33 protein-coding genes are annotated in these 22,938 nt (G+C 68.3%); 13 read left to right on the top strand and 20 right to left on the bottom strand.

Annotated features, from left to right (window positions below; genetic code table 11):
* Window positions 1-9: 9 nt before the first annotated feature.
* Window positions 10-327 carry a hypothetical protein gene (locus GYB83_RS14235; protein WP_161896091.1) on the bottom strand — a complete coding sequence of 106 codons (318 nt, stop codon included), beginning with the start codon at window positions 325-327 and terminating at the stop codon, window positions 10-12.
* A gap of 103 nt (window positions 328-430) precedes the next feature.
* On the opposite strand from GYB83_RS14235, the gene GYB83_RS23905 reads away from it, so the two are divergent.
* From GYB83_RS23905 to GYB83_RS14195, 9 genes are all read left to right on the top strand, one after another.
* Window positions 431-562 (top strand): hypothetical protein, encoded by a 132-nt coding sequence (locus GYB83_RS23905; RefSeq protein ID WP_267130330.1) that lies wholly within the window; start codon window positions 431-433, stop codon window positions 560-562.
* Window positions 563-710: 148 nt separating this feature from the next.
* The gene (locus tag GYB83_RS14230; protein WP_161896090.1) at window positions 711-1,190 is read left to right on the top strand and encodes a hypothetical protein; all 480 of its coding nucleotides are present in this window, start codon (window positions 711-713) and stop codon (window positions 1,188-1,190) included.
* A 1-nt stretch (window position 1,191) separates the two neighbouring features.
* Complete coding sequence (locus tag GYB83_RS14225) at window positions 1,192-1,515, top strand: hypothetical protein (protein WP_161896089.1); 324 nt, start codon at window positions 1,192-1,194, stop codon at window positions 1,513-1,515.
* Window positions 1,512-1,820 (top strand): hypothetical protein, encoded by a 309-nt coding sequence (locus GYB83_RS14220; RefSeq protein WP_161896088.1) that lies wholly within the window; start codon window positions 1,512-1,514, stop codon window positions 1,818-1,820. The genes GYB83_RS14225 and GYB83_RS14220 overlap by 4 nt, the downstream gene beginning before the upstream one ends.
* The gene (locus GYB83_RS14215) at window positions 1,817-2,476 is read left to right on the top strand and encodes a hypothetical protein (RefSeq protein ID WP_161896087.1); all 660 of its coding nucleotides are present in this window, start codon (window positions 1,817-1,819) and stop codon (window positions 2,474-2,476) included. Before GYB83_RS14220 ends, GYB83_RS14215 begins: the two co-directional genes overlap by 4 nt.
* A 1-nt stretch (window position 2,477) precedes the next feature.
* Window positions 2,478-3,494 carry a hypothetical protein gene (locus GYB83_RS14210; protein WP_161896086.1) on the top strand — a complete coding sequence of 339 codons (1,017 nt, stop codon included), beginning with the start codon at window positions 2,478-2,480 and terminating at the stop codon, window positions 3,492-3,494.
* A gap of 89 nt (window positions 3,495-3,583) precedes the next feature.
* Window positions 3,584-3,961, top strand: a complete 378-nt coding sequence (locus GYB83_RS14205) for a hypothetical protein (protein WP_161896085.1) — start codon at window positions 3,584-3,586, stop codon at window positions 3,959-3,961.
* A 131-nt stretch (window positions 3,962-4,092) separates the two neighbouring features.
* Complete coding sequence (locus GYB83_RS14200) at window positions 4,093-5,061, top strand: hypothetical protein (protein WP_161896084.1); 969 nt, start codon at window positions 4,093-4,095, stop codon at window positions 5,059-5,061.
* Window positions 5,058-6,692: a relaxase/mobilization nuclease domain-containing protein gene (locus GYB83_RS14195; RefSeq protein WP_161896083.1), complete on the top strand. Its 1,635-nt coding sequence runs from the start codon at window positions 5,058-5,060 to the stop codon at window positions 6,690-6,692. Before GYB83_RS14200 ends, GYB83_RS14195 begins: the two co-directional genes overlap by 4 nt.
* Window positions 6,693-6,760: 68 nt before the next feature.
* On the opposite strand, the gene GYB83_RS14190 is transcribed toward GYB83_RS14195, so the two are convergent.
* The 16 genes from GYB83_RS14190 to rsmD all read right to left on the bottom strand — a co-directional run bounded on the left by GYB83_RS14190 (window position 6,761) and on the right by rsmD (window position 16,675).
* Window positions 6,761-7,720, bottom strand: coding sequence for a hypothetical protein (locus GYB83_RS14190; protein ID WP_161896082.1), 960 nt, complete (start codon window positions 7,718-7,720; stop codon window positions 6,761-6,763).
* Window positions 7,721-7,748: 28 nt separating this feature from the next.
* Complete coding sequence (locus GYB83_RS14185) at window positions 7,749-8,108, bottom strand: hypothetical protein (protein WP_161896081.1); 360 nt, start codon at window positions 8,106-8,108, stop codon at window positions 7,749-7,751.
* A gap of 113 nt (window positions 8,109-8,221) precedes the next feature.
* Window positions 8,222-8,515 carry a helix-turn-helix transcriptional regulator gene (locus GYB83_RS14180; RefSeq protein WP_161896080.1) on the bottom strand — a complete coding sequence of 98 codons (294 nt, stop codon included), beginning with the start codon at window positions 8,513-8,515 and terminating at the stop codon, window positions 8,222-8,224.
* Between the two features lie 343 nt (window positions 8,516-8,858).
* Complete coding sequence (locus tag GYB83_RS14175; protein WP_161896079.1) at window positions 8,859-9,164, bottom strand: hypothetical protein; 306 nt, start codon at window positions 9,162-9,164, stop codon at window positions 8,859-8,861.
* Window positions 9,164-9,742 carry an antirestriction protein ArdA gene (locus tag GYB83_RS14170; RefSeq protein WP_161896078.1) on the bottom strand — a complete coding sequence of 193 codons (579 nt, stop codon included), beginning with the start codon at window positions 9,740-9,742 and terminating at the stop codon, window positions 9,164-9,166. Before GYB83_RS14170 ends, GYB83_RS14175 begins: the two co-directional genes overlap by 1 nt.
* Window positions 9,739-10,113 (bottom strand): hypothetical protein, encoded by a 375-nt coding sequence (locus tag GYB83_RS14165; protein ID WP_161896077.1) that lies wholly within the window; start codon window positions 10,111-10,113, stop codon window positions 9,739-9,741. The genes GYB83_RS14170 and GYB83_RS14165 overlap by 4 nt, the downstream gene beginning before the upstream one ends.
* 63 nt (window positions 10,114-10,176) lie before the next feature.
* Window positions 10,177-10,542, bottom strand: coding sequence for a PH domain-containing protein (locus GYB83_RS14160; RefSeq protein ID WP_161896076.1), 366 nt, complete (start codon window positions 10,540-10,542; stop codon window positions 10,177-10,179).
* A gap of 144 nt (window positions 10,543-10,686) precedes the next feature.
* Window positions 10,687-11,253 (bottom strand): recombinase family protein, encoded by a 567-nt coding sequence (locus GYB83_RS14155; protein ID WP_161896075.1) that lies wholly within the window; start codon window positions 11,251-11,253, stop codon window positions 10,687-10,689.
* Complete coding sequence (locus tag GYB83_RS14150; RefSeq protein ID WP_161896074.1) at window positions 11,250-11,405, bottom strand: hypothetical protein; 156 nt, start codon at window positions 11,403-11,405, stop codon at window positions 11,250-11,252. The genes GYB83_RS14155 and GYB83_RS14150 overlap by 4 nt, the downstream gene beginning before the upstream one ends.
* Before the next feature lie 327 nt (window positions 11,406-11,732).
* Window positions 11,733-12,485 carry a metallophosphoesterase gene (locus GYB83_RS14145; protein ID WP_161896073.1) on the bottom strand — a complete coding sequence of 251 codons (753 nt, stop codon included), beginning with the start codon at window positions 12,483-12,485 and terminating at the stop codon, window positions 11,733-11,735.
* Between the two features lie 80 nt (window positions 12,486-12,565).
* Window positions 12,566-13,435 carry a bifunctional DNA-formamidopyrimidine glycosylase/DNA-(apurinic or apyrimidinic site) lyase gene (gene mutM, locus GYB83_RS14140; protein ID WP_161896072.1) on the bottom strand — a complete coding sequence of 290 codons (870 nt, stop codon included), beginning with the start codon at window positions 13,433-13,435 and terminating at the stop codon, window positions 12,566-12,568.
* Between the two features lies 1 nt (window position 13,436).
* Window positions 13,437-14,165 (bottom strand): ribonuclease III, encoded by a 729-nt coding sequence (gene rnc / locus GYB83_RS14135; protein WP_161896071.1) that lies wholly within the window; start codon window positions 14,163-14,165, stop codon window positions 13,437-13,439.
* Window positions 14,162-14,692, bottom strand: coding sequence for a YceD family protein (locus tag GYB83_RS14130; RefSeq protein WP_161896070.1), 531 nt, complete (start codon window positions 14,690-14,692; stop codon window positions 14,162-14,164). Before GYB83_RS14130 ends, rnc begins: the two co-directional genes overlap by 4 nt.
* Window positions 14,693-14,723: 31 nt before the next feature.
* Entirely contained in the window at window positions 14,724-15,506 is a 783-nt protein-coding gene (locus GYB83_RS14125; protein ID WP_186349785.1) for a DivIVA domain-containing protein, read from the bottom strand.
* Window positions 15,507-15,612: 106 nt separating this feature from the next.
* The gene (coaD, locus tag GYB83_RS14120; RefSeq protein ID WP_161896068.1) at window positions 15,613-16,101 is read right to left on the bottom strand and encodes a pantetheine-phosphate adenylyltransferase; all 489 of its coding nucleotides are present in this window, start codon (window positions 16,099-16,101) and stop codon (window positions 15,613-15,615) included.
* Between the two features lie 28 nt (window positions 16,102-16,129).
* The gene (rsmD, locus tag GYB83_RS14115) at window positions 16,130-16,675 is read right to left on the bottom strand and encodes a 16S rRNA (guanine(966)-N(2))-methyltransferase RsmD (RefSeq protein WP_161896067.1); all 546 of its coding nucleotides are present in this window, start codon (window positions 16,673-16,675) and stop codon (window positions 16,130-16,132) included.
* Window positions 16,676-16,702: 27 nt separating this feature from the next.
* On the opposite strand from rsmD, the gene GYB83_RS14110 reads away from it, so the two are divergent.
* The 4 genes from GYB83_RS14110 to GYB83_RS14095 all read left to right on the top strand — a co-directional run bounded on the left by GYB83_RS14110 (window position 16,703) and on the right by GYB83_RS14095 (window position 19,939).
* Window positions 16,703-17,590, top strand: a complete 888-nt coding sequence (locus tag GYB83_RS14110; RefSeq protein WP_161896066.1) for a Sir2 family NAD-dependent protein deacetylase — start codon at window positions 16,703-16,705, stop codon at window positions 17,588-17,590.
* A gap of 106 nt (window positions 17,591-17,696) precedes the next feature.
* Window positions 17,697-18,203: a diaminobutyrate acetyltransferase gene (gene ectA, locus GYB83_RS14105; protein ID WP_161896065.1), complete on the top strand. Its 507-nt coding sequence runs from the start codon at window positions 17,697-17,699 to the stop codon at window positions 18,201-18,203.
* A 27-nt stretch (window positions 18,204-18,230) separates the two neighbouring features.
* On the top strand, window positions 18,231-19,499 hold the full coding sequence (ectB, locus tag GYB83_RS14100; RefSeq protein ID WP_161896064.1) for a diaminobutyrate--2-oxoglutarate transaminase: 1,269 nt from the start codon (window positions 18,231-18,233) through the stop codon (window positions 19,497-19,499).
* Window positions 19,496-19,939: an ectoine synthase gene (locus tag GYB83_RS14095; protein WP_161896063.1), complete on the top strand. Its 444-nt coding sequence runs from the start codon at window positions 19,496-19,498 to the stop codon at window positions 19,937-19,939. The genes ectB and GYB83_RS14095 overlap by 4 nt, the downstream gene beginning before the upstream one ends.
* A 10-nt stretch (window positions 19,940-19,949) precedes the next feature.
* Here GYB83_RS14095 and proB read toward each other — a convergent pair whose 3' ends face one another.
* The 3 genes from proB to rpmA form a co-directional block, all read right to left on the bottom strand.
* Window positions 19,950-21,065, bottom strand: coding sequence for a glutamate 5-kinase (gene proB / locus GYB83_RS14090; RefSeq protein ID WP_161896062.1), 1,116 nt, complete (start codon window positions 21,063-21,065; stop codon window positions 19,950-19,952).
* Window positions 21,058-22,548, bottom strand: coding sequence for a GTPase ObgE (obgE, locus tag GYB83_RS14085; RefSeq protein WP_161896061.1), 1,491 nt, complete (start codon window positions 22,546-22,548; stop codon window positions 21,058-21,060). The genes proB and obgE overlap by 8 nt, the downstream gene beginning before the upstream one ends.
* A 97-nt stretch (window positions 22,549-22,645) precedes the next feature.
* Window positions 22,646-22,909, bottom strand: coding sequence for a 50S ribosomal protein L27 (gene rpmA, locus GYB83_RS14080; protein ID WP_161896060.1), 264 nt, complete (start codon window positions 22,907-22,909; stop codon window positions 22,646-22,648).
* Window positions 22,910-22,938: the final 29 nt, after the last annotated feature.

Genomic DNA, 22,938 nt, shown 5'->3' with positions numbered 1-22,938 from the left:
ATACGTCGTTCATTCGCCGTCTTTTGGGGTGCGGCGACGGGCTCGCTTGGCCTGGTCCTTGGCCTTGGCGGCCTCGACGCCCTCGCGGTGCTCGGCCCAGCGCTCCTCCATGACGGTCTTGCCGACGCGCTGGCGGCGGGCCCGGTCGTCGCCGACGACGTCGAGGATCGCCTCTTGTACCGCGGGTTCGTCGATGTGGTCCAGTCCGTAGGCGATCAGCGCCCGGGCCAGCAGGCCGGCGCTCCCCCCGCGCATGCGGGGGTCGGCGGCGCTGCGGCGCAGCTGCGCGTCGACGTCGTCGGGAAGGGTGATCGTGATGCGTGCCATGTCGTCTCTCCTGGTCAGATTGTATTGTTGCTACTGCGATAGTACCATGGTAGTGTCGCAGTTACCGCAACACCAGTCAACCACACCAGGAGGTGGAACCCCCATGGGTAAGAGCATCGGAATCCTCATCGGCATCGCAGCTCTGCTGCTGTTCGTCTTCGTCCTCGGCTACAACATGGCCCCGGACCCGGCCTGCGAGGCCCTGGCGACCGCATGGGCGGTCGGCCGTGGCTGACAGCGCCTACACCAAGGAGCGCGCGGCCTGGGTCCTGGCCCGGGCCGGGCGCAACCCGGCGGCTCGCCGCCGTGGGGAGCGCCTGGCGGCGCGTGCCCGGCGGGACTTCCGGGACGAGGCGGGGGCTGGCGACGCGCCAGGGGCAGAGGTGGTGACACCAAATCGGTGGCACCGCGGGATCTACCGCGAGGAGGGCACCGGGAACCGCCTTGGCTGGACCCTCACGACGGCCCTGCGCGAGGCGGCGGTCCTGGCGGTCGCCGGACCGGCGACCGCCTTGTCCTGGGGCCTGTACGGCCTCTGGTACCGCCAGCGGGAGTCCTGGGGGCCCCTGCGACCCCTCCCGGCGGCGATCGCCGCTGCGGTGGCCGCGGTGCTGGCCGCGATCGTCGGCTGGGTCGCCTCCCCGGGCCTGCTCGGGTGGTGGCTGATGGCGAACGTCGTCGGCGGGATGGCACGCCTCGCCTGGCTGACCCGGGCGTACGGGTGGCCCGCGGCCGAGGCGGCCTGGAAGCGGACGCAGACCAGGACCCGGCGGGCGCCGACGGTGGTGCAGGTGCCCAAGGAGGCGCCCAGGCGGGTGATCCGCGTGGTGCGCGTGAAGAACACGGAAACGAAGGAGAACTGACATGGCGAAGCAGACGAAGGCAGAGCGGATCGCGGCCCACATGGCGGCGGGTCTGTCCGCGGTGGACGCCGAGATCGCGATCGTCCGCGAGGACGCGGACGCGAAACTGAAGGGCCTGCGCCAGCGGGCGGCGCGCGAGGCTAAGGCCCAGCGCGAGAAGGCGTTGTCGTACATCGAGACCGCGCACCAGGCGGTCTTCGCCGAGGCGATGGCCGCGGCGGCGGCCGGGCAGAAGGCGGCACCGGCCGAGCAGGCCGAGGAGCCGCAGTCCCAGCCGGTCGAGGCCGTCGAGCCCGACCCTGACGCGCAGCGGTGGGGTCAGTGACGGGGGCCGCCCGCCTGGCCGGCGCGGTCCGCACCGCCGGCACCGCGGCGCTCGGCACGGCAGCGGTTCTGGCCGTCCTGGCCTGGACCCCTGACGGGCGCGGCGAGGCGATCCTGTGGGCCGCGCTTGTGGTCGCCACCGGGGCCGGATTGCTGGCCCTGACGGTCGGCGTGCGGGCCCTGGACAAGCACGCGGGCCCGATCACGCGGGCCCTGGACGAGATCAAGACCGAGCGCGCAGCCGAGCGCGAACTCGTGGCCGCGCAGCGCGTGACGGCCGACCACCACGAAGGAGAAGCGCGATGAGCGAGGCACAGCAGATCAACGTCAACGTCAATTCCAGTGCAGGCGAGATCCTGCGCATCGTCTCGACCGTCTTGCTGTTCGGCGGCGCCGGTGCGACCGCCTGGGCGTTCGCGCAGGGCCAGCACAAGGAGGTCGCGACGACTTTCATGACGCTGATGATCGTCATGATGGTGAAGCTCATGTACGCCCGCGGGATGGTCGCGTTGCCAGCCGGGAGCGGCGGCGAGGGCTTCGCGACCACGAAGAGCACGCTCAACGAGATCGCCGCGGAGTACCGGACCTGGCTCGCGGGTACGAGCATGCCGGCGCTCGCAGCCATCTCGATCGCCTACGCGATCGCCTTCCTGGTCCTGCGCGCGGCGACCTCGGCGGCGTTCGGAATTTTCCAGAACGTCTACGTGGCCGGCGGTTGCGCCGCGATGGTCGGAGCGGTCGTGGTCTTCCCGAGCCTGGTGCCCTCCATGCTCGCGGGTCTGCGCCGCAAGGGCGTGGTGACCACGCCAGCGCCCGCGGAGGCAGTGCAGCAGGCCCCAGTGGCCCCGCAGCCGGCTCCGGTCCAGGCTCCGGCGCCTGCGGCTCAGCCCGCACCCAAGGTCGTCCGTCGCGTCGTACGCCGGACCGAGGCCGACAACACCACCGAGAAGAAGGAGGCCTGACATGGCCGCGCACGAAGAGTTCTTCGTCGACGAGGACGGCAACCCCATCGATCTGTCGGAGTTGGGCGATGACTACGAGATCGTCGACGAGCCGTTCGCGGAGGCCTCGGGGGCGCTCGACGAGGCACCCGAGGACGAGCCCGAACCGGAACCGGTGCCGACGGTCACGATGGCCCTGGCGTCCGCTCCGGCGACCGAGGCCCCGGCCCCGGTTCCGACCGCCGTCGCCGTCGACGGCGACCACGGGATCCCCGTGAAGTTCCTCCTCGTGGCCGCAGTGGTCGCGGCGCTGATCCTCGGCGGGCTGGCGTTCGGCATGAACAAGCTGGGCCAGGAGAACTCGATCGCCGACGTCAAGGCGAAGGCGACCGAGAAGACCGAGGCCGTCAAGGACAAGGTCGAGGACAAGACCCACCCGCCGATCGACGCGTGCGACGGCAAGCAGCTCAAGGACGCGATGTGGGGCGATTCCCGCGGCGACAAGCCCAAGACGCAGCTGCGCATCGTCAAGACCGTGCCGCTGCCCAAGGGCTTCGCCGATCGCGTCGAGGACCTCGGCGACGCCGCGGCCGAGCGTGTGGTCCTGCTGCAGCAGAGCAACCGCGATCTGGGCGTCTACGCCTCGGCTCCCGGGCCCAAGGACGCGCGCGGCAAGTCCACGACGTCGTGGTGGAAAGTCCGGGTCGCCACGGCCGACGGCGTCCGCGTGATCGAGGACGGCGAGGGTACCGGCGAGGACGCCGACGCGGCCACCGCGTGCAAGAGCGGCAAGGGCGGAATCTACGCAGTCGTCGGCGAGGGCGTGCCCACAGAGGCCAAGGGCATGCGCGAGGGCCAGGTCGTGGTTTCCGCGGCCAAGCCGGACGGCGCCGAGGCCGAAACCGTGTGGGTCGTCATGGGCGACACGCTCGCCAAGACGACTCTCGAATACGCGCCGGAGGACGACGAGTCCGAGGACTCGACCAAGACGACCACGGCCACCGAGACCACCGCAGCCACGACTGAGAAGGGGCGGTGATTGGCAAGGCAGCGTCCCAGCAGAGCGTCGACAGTTCCAGCACTAGCCACGTACATCACACATCACGAAATCGACTGAGGAGTCACACCATGAAGAACATCAACCGCACCGCCGCAGCCGCCGCCGTCATGGGCTCGATCGCCGTCGCCGCGATCGGCCTGGGGGCCGGAACCGCGAGCGCCGACACCGACAGCGGGCCGCGCTGCTTCTGGGGCAACACCGCGATCGCGAACCACGATTCGGTGACCGGGTACGTCGCCTTCCCGGCGACGATCTACGACGACGAGAATCGGATCTCGATCCTGGGTTCGCACACGCTGACCGAGACCCCGACCGGCTACACCGCGTCGGTGCTCGGGCAGCGGATCGCCCTCACCGACGACGGCGAGGGCGGCTACCGGGTCGCCGGGCCGAGCCCGGTCGTCCGGCTGGTCCCCTGCGGCGACGAGGTCTACGGCGAGCAGTAGCCGCGGCGAGATTCCGCACAGCCCCCACCCGTTCCGGGTGGGGGCTTTCTCGTGCCCGGACCCGGGCACCACCGCCCGGTTTTCCGGGCGCGGCCGGACCGCCAGGTCCGGAGATTCTGGGGAGAGCAGGGGTGAGCGCGCAGCGCGAGGGGGGCGCAGCCCACCTCATGACGTCCGCCAAAGGCGGCGTGCATCTGTTTGACGGCGGCGGAGCCGACGTTAAACAGATGTGTTGCTTGCCCCACCTGCGCGCTATGATGAATGGAGAAACGAAGTTTCGACGATGGTGGGAGGAGGAGGACGTGACGACTGCGAAGCAGGAGGCGCGGCCGACGACTGGGACGGCTGCGAAGCAGACGGCTAGGGCGGAGTCGCGAAGTCGCTTCGTCGGCTGCAAATTCGCGCCTAGCGAATTTGCAGCCGTGAAGCGGCGAGCAGAGGCCAAAGGCCTCTCGGTCTCGGCGCTGGTTCGCGGTGCGGCGCTCGACGCCGCACGGGAGGCGAGGCGCTCGGATCTCGGTGACGGGTTCACCGAGAGCGAGGCGCTGCGCGTGGTGGCCTACGCCGCCGAGCACGACCTCGATCCGACGAAGCTGGTGCGCGGTGCGGTCATGGATGTGATCGACCGTGCGTCCATGCCGACGCAGATCGCGCAGCAGTCCGGTCGCACGATGGAGCAGACGCGAGCGCTGGCCCGTGCTCGCGTGGCGGTGACGCGGATCGGGGTCAACATGCGCCAGGTGCAGCAGGCAGGGAAGCGAGGGACGGTGTCGCAGGCGCTGCTGACTTTCGACGACTGGCGCTACGACGAGGGAGGCCGCGTCCCGGCCACCGGAGTCGTCGAGGACGTGGTCGATTCCCTGGAGGCGATGACGGCGGCCCTGGCCGACGGCAAGGGCCTCGACGAGGCCGTGGCGGCGCTGGATTCGGCCGGCGCGGTGCTCAACGCCTGGACGAGAACGTGCAACCGTGAGAAGGGCCTGTGCATCTGGTCCGGCCTGGAGACGCCCGACGAGGTGCACGACGAATTGCGCCGGCTCGACGAGGCGCTCGCGGTGTCCGAGCGCCTCCTGGGCGGCACGGTGAGGGCGCGCGCATGAGCACGACGAACACGCGCCGTCTGTCGAAAGGAAAGACCCACGGCGCGGTCTACTACGAGATCTACGGCGCGCGGTGGAGCAAGCGGCACAAGGAGAATCTTGCGACCTGCACCGACCGCGTCGCGGCGATGAAATGCGACCTCGGTGACCCGTGGGAACTCGTGGCGTACGCGGAGTGGATCGCCGAGACGAAGGGTCGCAAGTGCGAGACGCACAGCCTGATCCAGAGCTTCGAGAAGACCGAGTTCGACCCGAACGACCCCGACGCGGTCCAGCGGGTCAATGACGCCGGTTACGCGTTGGCGAAGAAGCTGCACCCGGACTCGCTCGCCCTCGTCATCACGCACGTCGACGGCGCCGGCGGGCACCCGCACAACCACATCAAGATCGTCAACCACAACGAGAGAACCGGGCGGGCGCTGCGGCACGGGCACCTGCACCACCAGGTGCAGCGAGTCAACGACGAACTGATGCGGGATTTGAACCTCCGCGTGGTCGAGCCGACCTGGAAGATGCAGACCCAGCAGCAGGCGCTCGACGGCGAGACCGTCGAGGTCGAGCGCACCCGAGCGTCGTACTGGGAGGACAAGCGCGCGACCAAGGGCGCGTTCGACCAGCAGCTCGGCGACCGCGTGGACGAGTGCATGCGCGAGGTGCTGGCCGATCCGGAGCTGACCCGCGAGAACGCCACCGAGAAGCTCACGGCGGCGCTCAAGACCGAGGGCGTCACGCTGGAGGCCAAGGTCTCGCGGATCAAGCCGAAGACCGCCGAGGTCGAGCGCGCGCGCAGGGCGGGCGAGCCCGAGCCGCAGGGCCACGACTCGGTCGGGTGGACCTACAAGGCTCTCGACGACACCGACGAGACGGTGAAGCCGCGCGTGCGCCGCCGGAAGGCCTCGACGTTCTCCGACGACCTCACGGCGAAGGGGTGGGCCGAGCAGGTCGGCGTCGAACTCGCCGAGCGCGAGGCGGTCGAGCTGGCCCGCGAAGCGGTGGCCGAGGAGGCGATCCCCGCCTCGGCGTTCGCACCGCCGCGCACCCGTGCCAAGGCGGTGAAGAAGGCCTCTGAGCGCCCCGCAGAGGTGACGGCGGAGCAAGAGCCGGTGATCGAGCCGGTGACCGTCGACGCGCGTGGAGAGGGGGCGCAGGAGGCCGTGCGCCGACTCGTGGCCGCGGCCGCCCAGGAACCGGAGAAGTCCGAGCCGGAGCCGGAGAGCACGCGCGACGACTCGTACTCGGTCCCACGGGCGCTGGAGCACGAGAACGCGGCGGTGATGGAGGGCTTGCGCCGCCTCCCCGCGGGCCGCGAGATCAAGGACGCCAAGTCCGGGAAGATCCGTCCGATGACAGGGTGGGACGTGGTCCACGAGCGCGCGCAGGCGCGCTGGAAGGCCGACAAGACGCTGGACTCGGCCGCGGCGATGAAGGCGACGTTGGATGCCCGGCTCCGCGACGGCACGACGCTGAGGTCGAGGGGCCTGGCTGAGGCCAAGGCCCAGCACCCCAAGGGCGTGCCGGCCACGACGTGCGGCGAGGCCGCGGAGGCCGCCCGGGAGCGTCGGTCGAAGTTCAAGGGCAACCCCGCTCGCGAGGTCGACGACGACCTAGAGAGGAAGCGCTCGTCGAAGTAGCCGACCACGCAGCACAGAACCCCCTCACCCGACTCGGGTGAGGGGGTTCTGTGCTGCGTGGGGGCGGGTCAGTCGGCCCAGACCACTGTCGCCTTGTACACCTTCAATGCGCCTGGCACTACGAAGTATGCGACGTCGTCGCTCGCACCGGCCACGAGCGACAGGGCTTCGGCCTTCGTGTAGCCGCCCTTGACCGTGATGGCCTTGGTAGGCAGCCGGTCTCCGCTGGTAACTCGTACGTACGCATACTTATCGCTGACAGTCGCTCCCTTGGACTTGTGCGCGCCCAATTCGGCCTCGGGGAACGAGACGTCGTTCAGCACCTTGAGTTCCGGGGTGATGGTGACGACGAAGCATCGTATGTTCTTCGCGCCAGCGAAACTCGGATCACACCAGGCCAGCTCGATGTTGCCGCTCTCAGTGACGCGGTTGAGGCTGATGTGACTGCTGTCGCGCAACCCGAAATCGGTGCCGTCGTACCCAAGCTTGCGAACGGTCGCCTCCAGATCGAGCGTGGCGTCGATCCGCATAGCAGCGCTCGGGACGAAGCTGGCGTCGTCGACGCGGTACTCGGCTGAGTAGACGGTCGGCGTCTTCGTCTGCTCCGTCGTCAGGGTGGACGTCGTGCCGGGCGTAGCGGCGTCGCGACTGCTGTCGCCGTCATCGTCGCCCCCGCTGCACGCCACGGCCGAGACCACGATGACCAGCAGGACGCCGAGCGCGGCGGCGACCGCCGCGAGCACCCGTGGCTGCGCGAAGGGCGCAGGCTTGTCCGGTGCAGGCGCGGGACGACCGGCCAAGCCGGCCAGGACCGCCTCGGTGATCGGCGGTGCCTGCGGGTCGGCGAGCTGCGCGTCGTAGGCTTGCCGACGCTGCGGATCACCGAGGATGGCACGAGCAACATCGAGCCGCTGGCGAGCGATCGGGTCGGCGGCACCGTTGCGCTGGGCAGTCAGCTGCGCGGCGAGATCGGGCGACGGTGCGCGCCGGTCGAGGTTGTGAATCGCGTACAAGTCGAGGTCAGACATGGCTCTCCTTCGAGATCAGCGGGTGTGGTCAGCGGCGCGGAACGAGTGTCGAGTGGCCGATGACGAACGGGCCGTAGTACGTCTTTCCCGAGAATCTGCCGCCGGGTCGCTTGTTCAGGACGTACCGCTGACCGGCGAAATCGAAGTAGCCCCCGGACTTGGTCTGATGAAGGTGGTAGCGCTGGACACCTGCCGGCGCGTAGACGGTCAGCGCGTTCCCGCGGATAACGGCCTTGCTCTTCGACGGAACGCCGAAGTTGACGGTCGTGTACGTGTAGGTGCCGCTGGCGACCCGGGCAGAGGCCTCGGGAGCGGTCGCGGTGGTGCCGGCCAGAGCGGCGACGGCGACGAATAGTGCGATGACGGCGGTGATGATCTTGCTCTTCATGGTGGTGGTTCCCAGGGTGGCGGTGTCAGGTGGTGGCGTGTGGGCACCCGCGCACGGGTGCGAACGTCGAGTGTGTCGACGTCGTGAGGTGAAGGTGTGTGCGGAGAGCCTGATTAGGGCCGCAGTGTCTCGGCCGCGTCCGGGTCAGCCTCGGCGGCAGCGAGAATCGCGCTGGGCGTGGTGCCGTACGCGCGAGCAAGAGACCACAGGCGGTCCAGATTCATCGAGCCGCTACCCGCTTCCAGGCGCATCAGCGAGTGCCTGGAAACGCCGGACAGCTCGACTGCCTGCTGCTTGTTGAGACCCGCGGCGACTCGGGCCGCTTTCAGCGCTCGCCCCACGGCCTCACGACGCACGGGCCGCGCGAGTAGCTCTCGCTGCGGGATATGGGCGTCTGGTGCGGGCACGGGCCCATCTTGTCACGTTCATAGCGTCCTTCCTGCTGTGCGGATCACGGCCGATCAGTAGCGTCCGATTTATGTTGCACTACTGCGCCATGGGCATCGTCGCATAGTGCAAAAGAAAACGCGCCGCCCAGATGGGCGACGCGTTCATTGGTAGCAGGGGTTTGTGACAGAAAATAGGCGATGAGCTGGGCAGACCGCTCCCGCGGTGGCCTGTCTAAAAGTCTTAAAAGGGTAGCAGATCGTGTCAAGAGTGAGACTCAGCTCACATCCCCCTGCAAAGTCGGGTGTCATATAGGTGAATGACCACGGAGGCCGGCTCGCGCAGCGGCCAGCCCCCGTGGAATCAGTCGGCAGGCAGGACGTAGACCGGCGTCACGCCCAGCTCGGCGAGCAGCTCGAACGATCCGATGCCGCAGTAGCTCGGAAAGCACTCGTCGAGTCGGTGACCGGGACTCATCGCCTGCCAGTCCCCGTCGGCCTCCCGCTCGGTAAAGAGTCGCTGCATCCGCTCGATCGTCTTGGTGCGCAGGCCGCCTGCCGCGGAGGTGTAGCCGACTGCGCAGCCCTGGGCCGCCGCGTCGTCGGCGACGTCGTCGTGCCAGGCCTCGGGCAGCAGGTCGAGCGCGTCGCTGAGCGTCGGTTCGGTCATCAGAGACTCCTGAAGATGTGCAGGTTGCCGTCGGCGTCCCGCTCAGTCATGTAGTCGTACGCGAGGTCTCGGGCCCAGGCGCGCATGTCGAAGTACGCCTGGAGGCTCTCGGGCACATCGGACAGTAGGCCGATGTCCTCGGCAAGGTCCTCGGCGAAGTCCTGGAAGCTATCCCAGCCAGAACCGCAGTACGCCTCCTCGAAATCGGACAGGACCGGGAAGTCGCTGTCGCCCTCAGCGATGTAGCTGCCGCTGCGCACCCACGCACACAGGGCCGGCCAGCGCTCAGGCCCAACCTCCTCGTGGATCTCGCCCCAGCGGGCAGCTTCGGTCGGGTCCATCTCGCGGCGCACCGGCCAGTCCCCGTCGAGGTCCATCACCCACAGCTCGTCGTCGGGGTCGAACGGCACGCCGGTGCCTCTGTGCAGGTCGGCGACGGTGAACTCGCCCGCGTCGGTCGCGTCGAACCACTCGCCGATGAGGCGCGGGACGCCGTCGTGCGAGCCGTGGTACGCGGCAAGGGAACCGATCCAGACACGCGGGCGGTCGGGCTCGGTGATCGCGACGGATGGTGTCATGCCCATGGGAGAGCCCTTTCGAGTGCATCGGAGTTGATCGATTCGCCGGTGACGAGTCGGTGTTGCTCGCAGGCGAAGGCGAGTTGCGAGGGCTCGACGAGGAAGGTCCAGCACCTCGCCCCACCGGTCATGTCGGTGAGCAGGATGCGCGAGCCCTCGGCGATCTCGATGCCGATGTCGGCGAGCAGCTCGCGGGCGACGTCAGCGGCTTGACCAGGCGTGTAGAGGTAGTCCTCGTCCGACGAAACAAGGCCGTTTGCGCTGTTGTACTGCTCGGCGGCGGCCTCGCGGGTGAGCCCGCGGGCTCCTGGTGACAGGCGCCCTGCACTGATGTGTTGCTCGACCCACGGGTCGCAGAGAACGGTGGTCATGGGTGATCCCCTCCCTCGGTGTGATCGTTCGAGGTGGAGGCCGTCGACGGCTTCGCCGGCGTGCTACCCGTAAGAGTCGACTTTCAGGCCGATGAGGTGCGCGAAGTCGATTGGCGCACTGAGGATCTCGACCTCGTATGCAGCGGGAACGGCGGCGTACTCTGGCCCCTCGCCGGTGTGCTCCCAGAGGTGGTCGTACATCCAGTCGTAGACGTCTTCGTGATCCCGCGGCGCGGGAGCGGTGACGTCGTAGACGTGCTCGAACGATTCGCCTGGATAGGAATTCGCGACCTTGATCTGCACGGCGATCGTGTCCGTCGCAGCACGGGCGAGCATCGCGGAAAGGTCTAGCGCCGTCGTCGGGGTGAAGGCCATGATGTCGCCGCTATCGACCATGACGCTGACGATCGGCTCGGCACCGGCGATCACGTCGTCGGTGCGCGTGACGACGACGCGGGAACCGGAGCGCGTTGCGGTGGTTGTTGCTGGGGACGCGTGGGGTGTGGACATGTGAGAGCCTCCTCGACGTGTGTGGTGTCGAGGAGGCTCTCGGCGTCGGCTACGCCGCCGCGGCTACCGGACCTCGGCCAGGTAGCGGTATACAGTCTGCCGAGAGACGCCGAACTCCTTGGCTAGCGCGGTGATCCCCTCGCCCGCACCGCCGGCGTGGCGGCGAGCGATCTCCTGAGCCTGCTCCGGGGTGAGCGCGGCCTTGCGGCCCTTGTACTTGCCCGCGGCTTTGGCCTTGGCGATGCCCTCGGCCTGGCGCTCCCGGATGGTCGCCAGCTCGAACTCCGCGACGGCACCGAGCATTTGCAGCAGCATTTTCGTCATCGGGTTCTCGTCGCCGGTGAACACCAGACCTTGCGTGGTGACCTCGACGCGCACGCCCTTGACGTTCAGGTCGGCGATGATGCCTTGTAGGTCGGTGACGTTGCGGGCCAGGCGGTCGAGGGAGTGGACGAACACCGTGTCGCCCTTGCGGACGTACTTGATCAGCGCGTCGAGCTGCGGCCGGTCGCGGGTCCGGCCGCTGGCCTTGTCGACGAAGACCTCGTCCAACTCGACACCGTCGAGCTGGCGGACCTCGTTCTGATCGGCGGTGGACACCCGGACATAGCCGACGCGCTGGCCGGTCACTTCATCTCGGTGACGACGATATGGCGGTGCGGGCCGCGGGGCCGGATCGTCCTGCTGCGTTGGCCGTCGTGCTCGACGATGTGCAGCGGGACCGAGGGAACATGCTGGACGACGTCGATGTCGCGATCGAATGCGGTGGTTGCGTTCGGCATGGGGTGTCTCCTGTCGTCGTCCGCGTCCGTCGCGGCACTCCGTATCTGTCGCTACAAGTCTAAGGGATTATGTGACAGATGTCCATAAATGCCGCTACCCTACCCTATTGAGACGCAATTTGCGGTGCTGGCGCACTGTTCCACTGGGAGTACCCGTGTGAGACGCGCCGAATGGGTGGTGACGTATGTTGCTCGAATGGAGTGGGATTGGACTGGCTCGGGCATACGTCCACGCCCACCAGTAGATCGCGTGCAGATGGCGGCGCACAGCGAATCGAGAGAACAAGCACCCGCCAGCCACCGGCCGGCGGGTGTTTGTGCCGCGTGTCAAAGGAAGGACGTCGTCCGACTCACGCTGTCGTAGCGCATGACGTTGAGCTGGCCGGTGGTCTCGACTCGCCCGTCGAGGTACACGTGACCAGCATCGACATACGGCTCCCAGCAGCGCATCCGGCCCTCGCGGGCGTGCAGCGGACCGACGCCGGTGTGGCCGGCGACGATGACCTTGCCGACGGCGTGCTTGCCGAGCGACGGTGGGTACTTCTCGGTGAACGTCTCGGCGGTCGTCATTGACGCCCACATCGGTCCGGCTTCTTCGTCGACGCCAGCGTGGACGTAGATGTGCGTAGCGGTCTCGTGATGCAGAGGCCGCTCGCGCATCCAGGCGATCAGATCGCCATGACGGGAGACGATTTCGCGCTTGAGGGCGCCGTTGACGGTGTCGACAGTCCCGTCCGCCAGCGCGGATACGGCCTGCTCGACGACCTCGGTCGGCAGGAATGAGCGGGTCGTAGTCAGGCCCGTGTCGGCGAGCAGCCAGGTGGGGTCGCTGTCGTCGGCGTCGATCCAGGCGAGAAACCAGCGCTCATGGTTGCCAGCGAGCGCGATGACCTGGTCAGGGCGTGCGTCGCACTGGTCCTTCACAGCAGTGAGGACGCCTGCACTGTCGGGACCGCGGTCGACGTAGTCGCCGAGGAAGACGAGGCTGGTGGTCGGGTCGGAGATGTCGACCTTGGTCAAGGCGTCTCGCAGCTCGTCGACGCAACCGTGGGTGTCGGGAATGGCGTAGGTGATGGTCACAGGTTCCCCCTTCTTATATACGGCTCGGTTTTACTTGCATGTGCAAGTAATGAACCGGCCGGGGTGTTCACCGGCCCCGGTCAGCGCCTACTTCGTGGCGGTGGCTGACACTTCGGGCAGAAGTGGGAGCCCCGATTCATGAACTGCTCCCTCACGATGAGCGTTCCGCACCTCGGACATGGTCGGCCATGTCTGCCATATGAATGTAGATTCCTATCGAAGTACCCCGACTGCCCGTTGACGTTCACGTACAGATCGTCGAACGACGTGCCGCCGACTTTGATCGCCTCGCCCATCACGTCGGAGGCGAACCGGAGCAGGTCGCCGAGCGCGGCCTTGGTGATGCCGCGCGTCCGGCGGCGCCCGTGCAGCTGTGCGCGCCAGAGGGACTCGTCGGCGTAGATGTTGCCGACACCGGAGACGATCGTCTGGTCGAGGATCGCCCGCTTGATCTCGGTGTCCTTCTTCCGGAGCACCGCGACCACCCGATCGGGGTCGTAGGCGTCCTCGAACGGGTCTGGCGCGATGTGCGCGACCGATTCCGGCAGCGCCCGGTCCCCGACCGTCACCAGTTCGTCGACGTGCCAGCCGCCGAACGTTCGCTGATCGACGAACCGCAGCTGTCTGCCGTCGTCGAGCCGCACACGGATACGCAGATGACCGGGATCGGGAGCATCGTCATCGCTGATCAGGAGCTGACCGCTCATACCGAGGTGGACCACGATCGCCACCTCATCGGTCGCATCGCCACCGGTGAGCCACAGATACTTGCCGCGTCGGTCGACGGACTCGAAGCGCTTGCCGCGCAACCTGTTCTCCAGGTCCGACCCGCCGCCGACATGTCGACGCACGGCACGTGGGTGCAGCACCTCGACCGATTCGACGGTCCGCCCGGCCAGGTACGGCGCGAGTCCCGACCGAATGGTCTCGACCTCGGGGAGTTCGGGCACGTCAGTCCTGCGACGAGGACTGACCGACGGTCGGATCGGCGTCGAGCGTCCGCCACGCGACGGCAGCGGCGTTCTGCTCCGCTTCCTTCTTCGTCCGTCCCGTGCCCTCGCCGAGCCCACGGCCGGAGATGACGGCGGTCGCCGTGAACTCCTTGTCGTGATCGGGCCCGGTCGAGGTGATCTGGTACTGCGGCTGGCCGGTGCCGCGCTCGGCCGACAACTCCTGCAGCGACGTCTTCCAATCCAGACCGGCTCCGAGTTCACCCGCTCGCGCGATGATCGGCTCGAAGAGCCCGAGGACGGCGCTCTTGGCGACCTCGATGCCGTGATCGAGGAAGATCGCGCCGAACAACGATTCCAGACCGTCGGCCAGGATGCTGGCCTTGTCGCGTCCACCGGTCAGTTCTTCGCCCCGGCCCAGATGGATGTGAGCGCCGAGTCCGCCCTCGCCCAACCCGCGGGCGATGTCGGCGAGCGCGTTCATGTTCACGACACTGGCGCGGATCTTCGCCAGCTCGCCCTCCGGACGATCCGGGAAGCCGACGTACAACCGTTCGGTGACGACGACGCCGAGCACCGAGTCGCCGAGGAACTCCAGCCGCTCGTTGGTCGGGAGACCGCCGTTCTCGTACGCGTACGAGCGGTGCGTCAGCGCGAGGGTGAGCAGATCGTCTCTGATGGTGACGCCGAGCGCCGCCAGCAGCGGAGCCTGGTCTTTGCTGCGGCTCACTCCTTGAACTCCGCGAGCTTGGCCCACCGCGGGTCGATGACGTCGTGTCCGTGGTCGGGGCCCGCGTCGGCGAGCTTGACGCCGCAGATCTGGCACAGGCCGGGGCAGTCGGGACTGCACACCGGAGTCAGCGGGAGCTCGGTGCCGATCGCGTCGATGATCACCTGCTCCAAGTCGATCTGTTCGTCGACGATCCGCTCGATCTCCTCCTCGTCGGAGGTCTTGTCGGTCTCGCTGTCCGGGTACGCGAACAGCTCGGTGAGGTACACCGACACCGAGTCGCTCATCGGATCGAGGCACCGACCGCACTGTCCGTCGAGCGTTCCCTCGACGGTTCCCGACACCAGGACGCCCTCGGTCACCGACTCCAGGCGCAGGTCCAGGCGTACATCCGACTCGGCGGGGATGCCGATCATCTCGGCACCGATCCGGTTGGGCGTAACGACGGTCCGGTCGACCTCGACCATCGACCCCGCACGACGGGGCACGCTCCGAACATCGATCACAAAGGGGTTCACACTCACCATTCGATGGTAGCGCGACCCCGCGACAATCCCGTCAGCCCGCCATCTGCGCGGGCCCGCGCTCCTCGTCGACGCTGTGCGGGTACTCGACGTAGTCGTGCATGCCGGCACCGGTGCGGAGCTGCTGACGTCCACGATTCACCGAACGCAGGGTGTTGGTGAGGACGTCCTCGAACCCGGCGAGCTTGTCGTCGACGTAGATGTCGCAGTCGCCGCGCAGACGGTCGGACTCGGCGTGGGCGGCGTCGACGATGCGCTCGGCTTCGCTCTTCGCCGCCGCGACGACCTCCGAGTCGGAGACCAGACGCTGCTGCTCGGCGATGCCGTCCGCGACCGACTTGTGGTAGCTGGCATCGCCCGCCTCGACGACGCGGGCGGCCTCGGCGCGCGCCCGTCCGGTGACGGCCTCGAACTCGCGGTTTGCGCTGGCCTCGAGGCGCTGCGCCTCGTCGTCCGCGGCGTCGATGGTCTGCTGAGCATGGACGCCCGCCTCGGACACCATGCGATCGGCCCGAGCCTGCGCCTCGGCGACGATCCGCTCGGCCTCGGCGCGCGCGTGGGCGAGCATCGACTCCGAGTCGGTCTCGGCGCTCGTGATCAGCTTGTCCGACGTGTCGCGAGCGTTCCCGACGATGGTGTCGCGCTCGTCGAGCACGTCCTGGGCGTCGTCGAGCTCAGCGGGGAGCGCGTCGCGCAGGTCGTCGAGCAGTTCCAGGACGTCGCCGCGGGGCACGAGGCAGCCGGCGGTCATCGGGACGGTGCGCGCCTCTTCGACGAGTGCGACGAGTTCGTCCAGCGCTTCGAATACGCGGTACACGGTTACTCCGATCCGGCACAAGGCCTCGATGTTCTTGAGGCCATTGTGCCGAATGGTGCGACTGTGACTCAGGAGGTCGACCCGGCGTGTCGTGTGATATGCGTGATCAGACCGCGCGGACACCCGCGATCTTGTCGGCGAGCGCCCGATGGATGTGCGGGGCGAGGTACGGGGTCACGTCACCTCCGAGCTTGGCGACCTCTTTCACGAGTGAACTCGAGACGTGGGCGAAACGCGGGTCGGTCAACATGAACAGCGTCTCGGCGTCGGCTAGTTCTCGGTTCATCTGCGCCATCGGCGTCTCGTAGGCGAAGTCGGTCTCCGACCGCAGACCCTTGACGATGGTCGGGAGATGATCGTCGCGGACGAGGTCGACGAGCAGACCCGTCCAGCTGCGGACCTCCACGTTGGGCAGGTCCGAGCAGTCCTCGCGGATGAGGTCGATGCGTTCGTCGATCGAGAACATGCCCTGCTTGTTCGGGTTCACGACCACCGCGACGACGACGCGGTCGAAGCGGGCCGCCGTCCGCTCGACGACGAACCGGTGACCGAGCGTGAAGGGATCGTACGAACCGGGGCAGACCGCAGCACTCATACCGTCAGAATCTACCGGGCCGGTGGATCTACGTTGCGGCGAGGAACACGACGGAGTCGCCGTACTTCTTGGACGACACCTCGTCGAGGCCGTCGGGCCAGCTGATCGGCACGCTGCGCGCGCCGCGTTCCACCAGCACCCACGCGTCGTCCGACAGGGACGGCACGAGAAGCCTGAGCACCGTGTCGACGTCGTCGGTCGCGAGGTCGTACGGCGGGTCGATGAACACGAGGTCGAACGGACCCGCCGACGCGGACAGGAACGATTCGACGCTGCGGTCGACGACGCGCGCACGTCCGCCCGCGCGACACGTTGCGATGTTGTCGCGGATCACCTTGGCGGCGCGACGATCGGCCTCGACGAGCACGGCGGACGCCGCACCACGCGACACCGCCTCCAACCCGAGCGCCCCGGTGCCCGCGTACAGGTCGGCGACGCGCAGGCCGTCGAGGTCCAGACGTGCGCCGAGCATGGAGAACACGGCCTCGCGCACCCTGTCGGACGTGGGCCTGGTGGTGTCGGCTGGCACGCCGAGTCGGCGGCCCCGGAACTCTCCGGCGATGATCCTGGTCATATCGGTGAACCATCGTATCGTCGTGGCATGCGCACGCGCTCCAACGCCTGGACTCCGGCCCCGCCGACGGTCGCCGATCCCGACCCGGCACACAGCTCGGCCCGCGCGGCCGAGATCCTCGCGGGACGACGGACCGTCGTCCTGACCGGGGCCGGAGTGTCGACGCCGTCCGGCATCCCCGACTACCGGAGTCCCGGTTCGCCGCAGCGCAACCCGATGACTATCGAGCAGTTCCTCTCCTCCCCCGACTTCCGCAGGCACTACTGGGCCCGCAACCATCTCGGCTGGCGGCACATGGACGCGGCACTCCCCACCGCCGCCCATCACGCGATCACCTCGATGCAGCGCGAGGGCCGCGTGTCCGGCGTGATCACACAGAACGTCGACATGCTGCATCTCAAGGCGGGCACCACGCCGGTCCTGGACCTTCACGGCTCGTACGGGCGCGTGATCTGCCTGACCTGCCGCTCGGCGATCTCGCGGTACACGCTCGCCGAGCGGCTCGAAGCCGCGAACCCGGGCTTCGCGGACCGGGTCGCGAGCCGGGGAGCCATCGAGGTCGCGCCCGATGCAGACGCGGTCCTCGACGACACCGCCGACTTCGTCATGGTCGCGTGCGCCGAATGCGGAGGGATCCTGAAGCCCGACATCGTCTACTTCGGGGAGACTGTGCCGCGCGAGGTCACCGACCGCGCGTTCGGCATGGTCGACGACGCCGAGGCGATGCTCGTGGCGGGTTCCTCGCTCACCGTGATGTCCGGACTGCGGTTCGTCCGACGCGCCTGGACGGCCGGGATTCCGATCGTCATCGTCAACCGGGGAGACACCCGCGGTGACCGTTTCGCGAAGCTCAAGATCGACCATCGCTGCGAGGTGATCCTGCCGTCGTTGACGGCCGCCCCGGCGTTACTGTGATCTATCCCACTCGTCACGGCTGACCAGTGGCGACAACGGACATTCACGCTGTCCGTCCGACGAACGGGTGACATCGCCGCACGGTCTCGTTAGCGTCGAAAAGGTCATGAACCCGGAACACAGCACGGTCACGATGAACGATGAGCACGGCGTCGCCTACCGGCGGCCTCGGGCCACCGACGGTCTGCGGATGTGGGAGATCGCTCGCGATTCCCAGGTCCTCGACGTGAATTCGAGTTACGCCTATGTCCTGTGGGCGACCGACTTCGCAGACACCTCGATCATCGCCGAAGTCGACGGACGGCCCGTCGGCTTCGTGACCGGATACCGCAGGCCCGGGGCGCCAGACGCCCTGATGGTGTGGCAGGTGGCCGTGGACGCCGACCAGCGCGGGAAGAAGATCGCGGGCAGCATGCTCCGCGAACTGTTCGCCCGCTCCGGCGCGTCTGCGATCCACACGACGATCAGCCCCGACAACGACGCATCGCAGCGTCTGTTCGCCGGGGTCGCCCGATCGCTCGGCCTGCAGCTGACCCGCGAGCACTTTCTCGATGCCGACCTCTTCGGCGACTCGCACGAGCCGGAAGATCTCTACCGGCTCACTCCGGCATGACGCCGACTCCGTAAGGAACACAACACAATGACGACGATGCACACACGCGGCGACGACACTTTCACCAAGCACGAATCTCAGGTCCGCTCCTACTGCCGTGATTGGCCCGCCCTCTTCGACACCGCCGTCGGAAGTCGACTCACCGACGTCGACGGCCGCGAATACCTCGACTTCTTCGCCGGTGCGGGCGCACTCAACTACGGCCACAACAACCCGTTCCTCAAGTCCGCTCTGCTGGACTACATCGAGCGCGACGGCATCACGCACGGCCTCGACATGAACACGCGCGCCAAGGGCGCCTTCCTGTCGACGTTCGCCGAGAAGATCCTGCAGCCCCGCGGCCTCGACTACGTGGTCCAGTTCCCCGGCCCGACCGGCACCAACGCCGTCGAGTCGGCGCTGAAGCTGGCGCGCAAGGTGACCGGTCGTGAAGCGATCGTGAACTTCACCAACGCCTTCCACGGCATGACGCTCGGCTCCCTCTCGGTGACCGGCAACGCGATGAAGCGTGCGGGCGCGGGGATCCCCCTCGTCCACTCGACGCCGATGCCGTTCGACAACTACATGGGCGGAGCCACCGAAGACTTCGCGTGGTTCGAGCGCGTGCTCAACGACGAGGGCAGCGGCCTCAACAAGCCCGCGGCCGTGATCGTCGAGACCGTGCAGGGCGAGGGCGGCGTCAACGTCGCACGCGCCGAATGGCTGCGCGGCCTCGCAGACCTGTGCAAGCGCCAGGACATGCTGCTCATCGTCGACGACGTCCAGATGGGCTGCGGACGCACCGGCGACTTCTTCTCTTTCGAGGAGGCCGGCATCGTGCCGGACATCGTGACGCTGTCGAAGTCGATCGGCGGCTACGGCATGCCGATGGCCCTCACCCTGATCCGCCCCGAACTCGACGTCTGGGAGCCGGGCGAGCACAACGGCACGTTCCGCGGCAACAACCCCGCGTTCGTGACCGCGAAGGCCGCGATCGACCTGTACTGGTCGGATGACAAGTTCTCGGTCGCCACCAAGGCGAAGGGCATCGCGATCAGCGAGCATTTCGACGAGCTGTGCGAACGCTTCGACGGCATCAGCCACCGCGGCCGCGGCATGGTGCAGGGCCTCGTCTTCGACGACGCGCCGAAGGCGAACGAGGTCTGCGCCAAGGCGTTCGAACGCGGGCTGCTCGCCGAGACGTCCGGACCGTCGGGCGAAGTGGTGAAGCTGCTCCCCGCGTTGACGATCACCGACGTCGAACTCAACGAGGGTCTGTCGATCCTCTCCGCCGCGGTAGAGGAGGTCCTCGGATGATCGTCCGCACCACCGACGAGATCACCGGAACCGACCGCGACGTCGCCGACCCCAAGGGCGACTGGGTGTCCAAACGCATCGTCCTCGGCGGCGACGGCGTCGGATTCTCGTTCCACGAGACAACCATCAGAGCGGGCTCGGTCAACGAGTTCCACTACGCCAACCACGTCGAGGCGGTGTGGCTCGTCGAGGGTTCGGGGACTCTCCTCGATCGCGAGACCGGGATCACCTACCCGCTGGGGCCGGGCAGCATGTACCTGCTCGACGGAAACGAGCGTCACACGGTGACCGTCGACGAGCAGATGCGCATGCTCTGCGTGTTCAACCCGCCGGTGGTCGGCACCGAGGTGCACGACGCGGACGGCGTCTACCCGCTCATCGAGGCGCCCGCACCCGCGGCCCCCGGCGAGAGGGTCGGCGCGGGACGTCACCGCGCCTGACGCTTCGAGGTCAGGCGGGAACCAGGTCGTCCGCGTGGATGATCGGACGCCGCAGATCGCTCGGCAGCTCATCGGTCGACCGGCCGATCATGCGCGCCACGTCGTCGGCGTCGTACGCGACGACTCCCCGACCGCGGACGGTTCCGGCGGTGTCGACGAGGTCGACGACGTCGCCGCTGGAGAAATTGCCGTGCACCGCGGTGACGCCCGCCGCCAGGAGGGAACGTCGCCGCAGGCAGACGGCCTGGACGGCGCCGTCGTCGAGCACCAGACTGCCGAGGGACTCGGCGGCGTGACGCACCCAGAACCTGCGGGCCGACAGTCGCTCGGGCCGGGCCGCGAAAACAGTTCCGACGGAGGCGTCGCGCAGCGCACCGGCGGCGTCGGCCGCCGACGCCAGCAGCACCGGAACGCCCGAATCGGACGCCAGCCGTGCCGCGGCCAACTTCGACGCCATGCCGCCCGTTCCGAGGGCTCCCCCGGATCCGGCGATCACCCCGTCGAGGTCGTCGGGCCCGGACACCTCGGCGATCAGCGTAGCGGGCCGCCCGTCCGGCCCGGGTTTGCGCGGATCGCCGGTGTACAGGCCGTCCACGTCGGACAGCAGCACCAGCGCGTCCGCGCTGACCAGGTGCGCGACGAGCGCGGCGAGACGGTCGTTGTCGCCGAACCGGATCTCATTGGTGGCGACCGTGTCGTTCTCGTTCACCACGGCCACCGCGTGCAGGGACCGGAGACGGTCGAGCGTCCGCTGCGCGTTCGCGTGATGAGCACGATTGGAGATGTCGTCCGCGGTCAACAGCACCTGCCCGACCACACGGCGGTACCGCGCGAACGACGTCCCCCACGCGTGGGCGAGCGCGAGCTGCCCGACGCTGGCTGCCGCCTGCTTGGTGGCGAGATCGGTCGGCCGCTTTCGTAGTCCGAGCGGAGCGATACCCGCTCCGATGGCTCCCGAGGACACGACGATCACGTCCGACCCGGCCGCCATGCGAGCTTCGAGCGCGTCGACGAGCGCGTCCAACCGAGACCTGTCGAGACCGCTCTCCAGGTCGGTCAGCGCCGACGATCCGATCTTGACGACGATGCTGCGGGCGGACGCTATCGCGGCGCGGACATCACTCATCGTCGAGATCGTCGTCCCAGCCGAGACTCTGCTCGCTGTCGACGTCGGTGTGCTCACGTCGCATCTTGCGCGCGATCTTGCGTTCGGCCGCACCGACGCGGTCGTTTCGCTCGAGGCGGATGTCGGTGCCGCGCCCGGTGATCGGCACGGCGTCGCCGGTCGGCGTCGTCGGCTCCCAGTCGAACGTCATACCGGCGATCGTCACCGCGGCGCCGGGCTTGGCGCCGCGCTTGACCAGCGCGTCCTCGACGCCGAGCCGGTTCAGGCGGTCGGCGAGGTACCCGACGGCCTCGTCGTTCTCGAACTGCGTCTGCAGGATCCACCGCTCGGGGCGTTCGCCGCGGACGATGAAGCCGCCGTCGATCGACGGGTCGGCCTCGATGGTGAACTCGCCCTGATCGACGGCCTTCGGCCGGATGATCGTGCGGCGCGCGACCGGTTTGGCCTGCGTGGCTCGGTACTCACGCACCATGTCGGCCAGAGCGTACGTCAACTCCTGCAGCCCCTGATGCGCGACGGCCGAGATCCGGTAGACCGGCCAGCCGCGTTCGGCGACGTCCGCTTCGACGAGATCGGCGAGTTCGGCGGCTTCGGGGATGTCGATCTTGTTCAGGACGACGATGCGCGGACGGCTCGCGAGGTCGCCGAGCGAGTGGTCGGCGTCGAGCGCGGGCCGGTACGCGGCCAGTTCGGCCTCGAGGGCGTCGATGTCCGACAGCGGATCCCGTCCGGGATCGAGGGTGGCGCAGTCGACGACGTGCGCGAGCACCGCGCACCGCTCCAGGTGTCGCAGAAACTCCAGGCCGAGGCCACGACCTTCCGAGGCTCCGGGGATGAGGCCGGGCACGTCGGCGACGGTAAACACGTCCGCGCCGGCCGTCACGACGCCGAGGTTCGGGGTGAGGGTGGTGAACGGATAGTCGGCGATCTTCGGCTTGGCCGCCGACAGCACCGAGACCAGCGACGACTTGCCCGCCGACGGGAAACCGACGAGGCCGACGTCGGCGACCGACTTCAGTTCGAGGACGAGCTCGCGCTCCTCGCCCGGCTCGCCCAGCAGCGCGAAACCGGGCGCCTTTCGGGCCTTGGACGCGAGCGCCGCATTGCCGAGGCCGCCGCGTCCGCCCTGTGCCGCGATGAACTCGGTGCCCTCCCCGACCATGTCGGCCAGGATGGCCCCCTTGTCGTCGAGGACGACGGTGCCGTCGGGCACGGGCAGGACCAGTTCGTCGCCGTTGGCGCCGTTCCGGTTGTCGCCGTGACCCGGCCTGCCGTTGGTGCCACGCGCGTGCGGCCGGAAGTGGAAGTCGAGGAGCGTGTGCACCTGTGGGTCGACGACGAGGCGGACGTCGCCGCCGTTGCCTCCGTTGCCGCCGTCCGGACCGCCGAGCGGCTTGAACTTCTCACGGTGGACCGACGAGCATCCGTGCCCACCGTTGCCTGCCACCACGTCGATCTTGACGCGGTCGACGAATCGCGACACGACCGTCTCCTTCCTCACCGAATGAAACAAGGCGGGTCAGGGGCTTGGAAGACCCCGACCCGCCCTGCTGCAGAGCTTTGTTACCAGATCCCTGGTGTCAGACCGAGGCCGACTCCGGGACGATGTTCACGGTCTTGCGGCCGCGCTTGGTGCCGAACTGCACGGCGCCGGCCTCGAGAGCGAACAGGGTGTCGTCGCCGCCGCGGCCGACGTTGACGCCCGGGTGGAACTTGGTGCCGCGCTGGCGGATCAGGATCTCGCCTGCGAGGACCTGCTGGCCGCCGAAGCGCTTGACGCCGAGTCGCTGGGCATTCGAATCGCGACCGTTGCGCGAGCTGGATGCACCCTTCTTATGTGCCATGGTTCATTCCTCCTGAAAGAAAAGTGCGT

This window comes from Gordonia spumicola, assembly GCF_009932475.1.
Taxonomy (GTDB): domain Bacteria; phylum Actinomycetota; class Actinomycetes; order Mycobacteriales; family Mycobacteriaceae; genus Gordonia; species Gordonia spumicola.
The sequence above is the reverse complement of the archived record's forward strand: the minus strand, read 5'-3'. Positions and strand labels throughout refer to the sequence as shown.

Excerpts from the sequence above, each read along its gene's own strand:
- GYB83_RS14235 (WP_161896091.1), bottom strand. The coding sequence starts at position 327 with ATGGCACGCATCACGATCACCCTTCCCGACGACGTCGACGCGCAGCTG.
- GYB83_RS23905 (WP_267130330.1), top strand. The coding sequence starts at position 431 with ATGGGTAAGAGCATCGGAATCCTCATCGGCATCGCAGCTCTGCTGCTG.
- GYB83_RS14225 (WP_161896089.1), top strand. The coding sequence starts at position 1,192 with ATGGCGAAGCAGACGAAGGCAGAGCGGATCGCGGCCCACATGGCGGCG.
- GYB83_RS14215 (WP_161896087.1), top strand. The coding sequence starts at position 1,817 with ATGAGCGAGGCACAGCAGATCAACGTCAACGTCAATTCCAGTGCAGGC.
- GYB83_RS14210 (WP_161896086.1), top strand. The coding sequence starts at position 2,478 with ATGGCCGCGCACGAAGAGTTCTTCGTCGACGAGGACGGCAACCCCATC.
- GYB83_RS14205 (WP_161896085.1), top strand. The coding sequence starts at position 3,584 with ATGAAGAACATCAACCGCACCGCCGCAGCCGCCGCCGTCATGGGCTCG.
- GYB83_RS14195 (WP_161896083.1), top strand. The coding sequence starts at position 5,058 with ATGAGCACGACGAACACGCGCCGTCTGTCGAAAGGAAAGACCCACGGC.
- GYB83_RS14190 (WP_161896082.1), bottom strand. The coding sequence starts at position 7,720 with ATGTCTGACCTCGACTTGTACGCGATTCACAACCTCGACCGGCGCGCA.
- GYB83_RS14185 (WP_161896081.1), bottom strand. The coding sequence starts at position 8,108 with ATGAAGAGCAAGATCATCACCGCCGTCATCGCACTATTCGTCGCCGTC.
- GYB83_RS14175 (WP_161896079.1), bottom strand. The coding sequence starts at position 9,164 with ATGACCGAACCGACGCTCAGCGACGCGCTCGACCTGCTGCCCGAGGCC.
- GYB83_RS14170 (WP_161896078.1), bottom strand. The coding sequence starts at position 9,742 with ATGACACCATCCGTCGCGATCACCGAGCCCGACCGCCCGCGTGTCTGG.
- GYB83_RS14165 (WP_161896077.1), bottom strand. The coding sequence starts at position 10,113 with ATGACCACCGTTCTCTGCGACCCGTGGGTCGAGCAACACATCAGTGCA.
- GYB83_RS14150 (WP_161896074.1), bottom strand. The coding sequence starts at position 11,405 with ATGCCGAACGCAACCACCGCATTCGATCGCGACATCGACGTCGTCCAG.
- GYB83_RS14130 (WP_161896070.1), bottom strand. The coding sequence starts at position 14,692 with ATGGTGAGTGTGAACCCCTTTGTGATCGATGTTCGGAGCGTGCCCCGT.
- coaD (WP_161896068.1), bottom strand. The coding sequence starts at position 16,101 with ATGAGTGCTGCGGTCTGCCCCGGTTCGTACGATCCCTTCACGCTCGGT.
- rsmD (WP_161896067.1), bottom strand. The coding sequence starts at position 16,675 with ATGACCAGGATCATCGCCGGAGAGTTCCGGGGCCGCCGACTCGGCGTG.
- GYB83_RS14110 (WP_161896066.1), top strand. The coding sequence starts at position 16,703 with ATGCGCACGCGCTCCAACGCCTGGACTCCGGCCCCGCCGACGGTCGCC.
- ectA (WP_161896065.1), top strand. The coding sequence starts at position 17,697 with ATGAACCCGGAACACAGCACGGTCACGATGAACGATGAGCACGGCGTC.
- ectB (WP_161896064.1), top strand. The coding sequence starts at position 18,231 with ATGACGACGATGCACACACGCGGCGACGACACTTTCACCAAGCACGAA.
- GYB83_RS14095 (WP_161896063.1), top strand. The coding sequence starts at position 19,496 with ATGATCGTCCGCACCACCGACGAGATCACCGGAACCGACCGCGACGTC.
- proB (WP_161896062.1), bottom strand. The coding sequence starts at position 21,065 with ATGAGTGATGTCCGCGCCGCGATAGCGTCCGCCCGCAGCATCGTCGTC.
- rpmA (WP_161896060.1), bottom strand. The coding sequence starts at position 22,909 with ATGGCACATAAGAAGGGTGCATCCAGCTCGCGCAACGGTCGCGATTCG.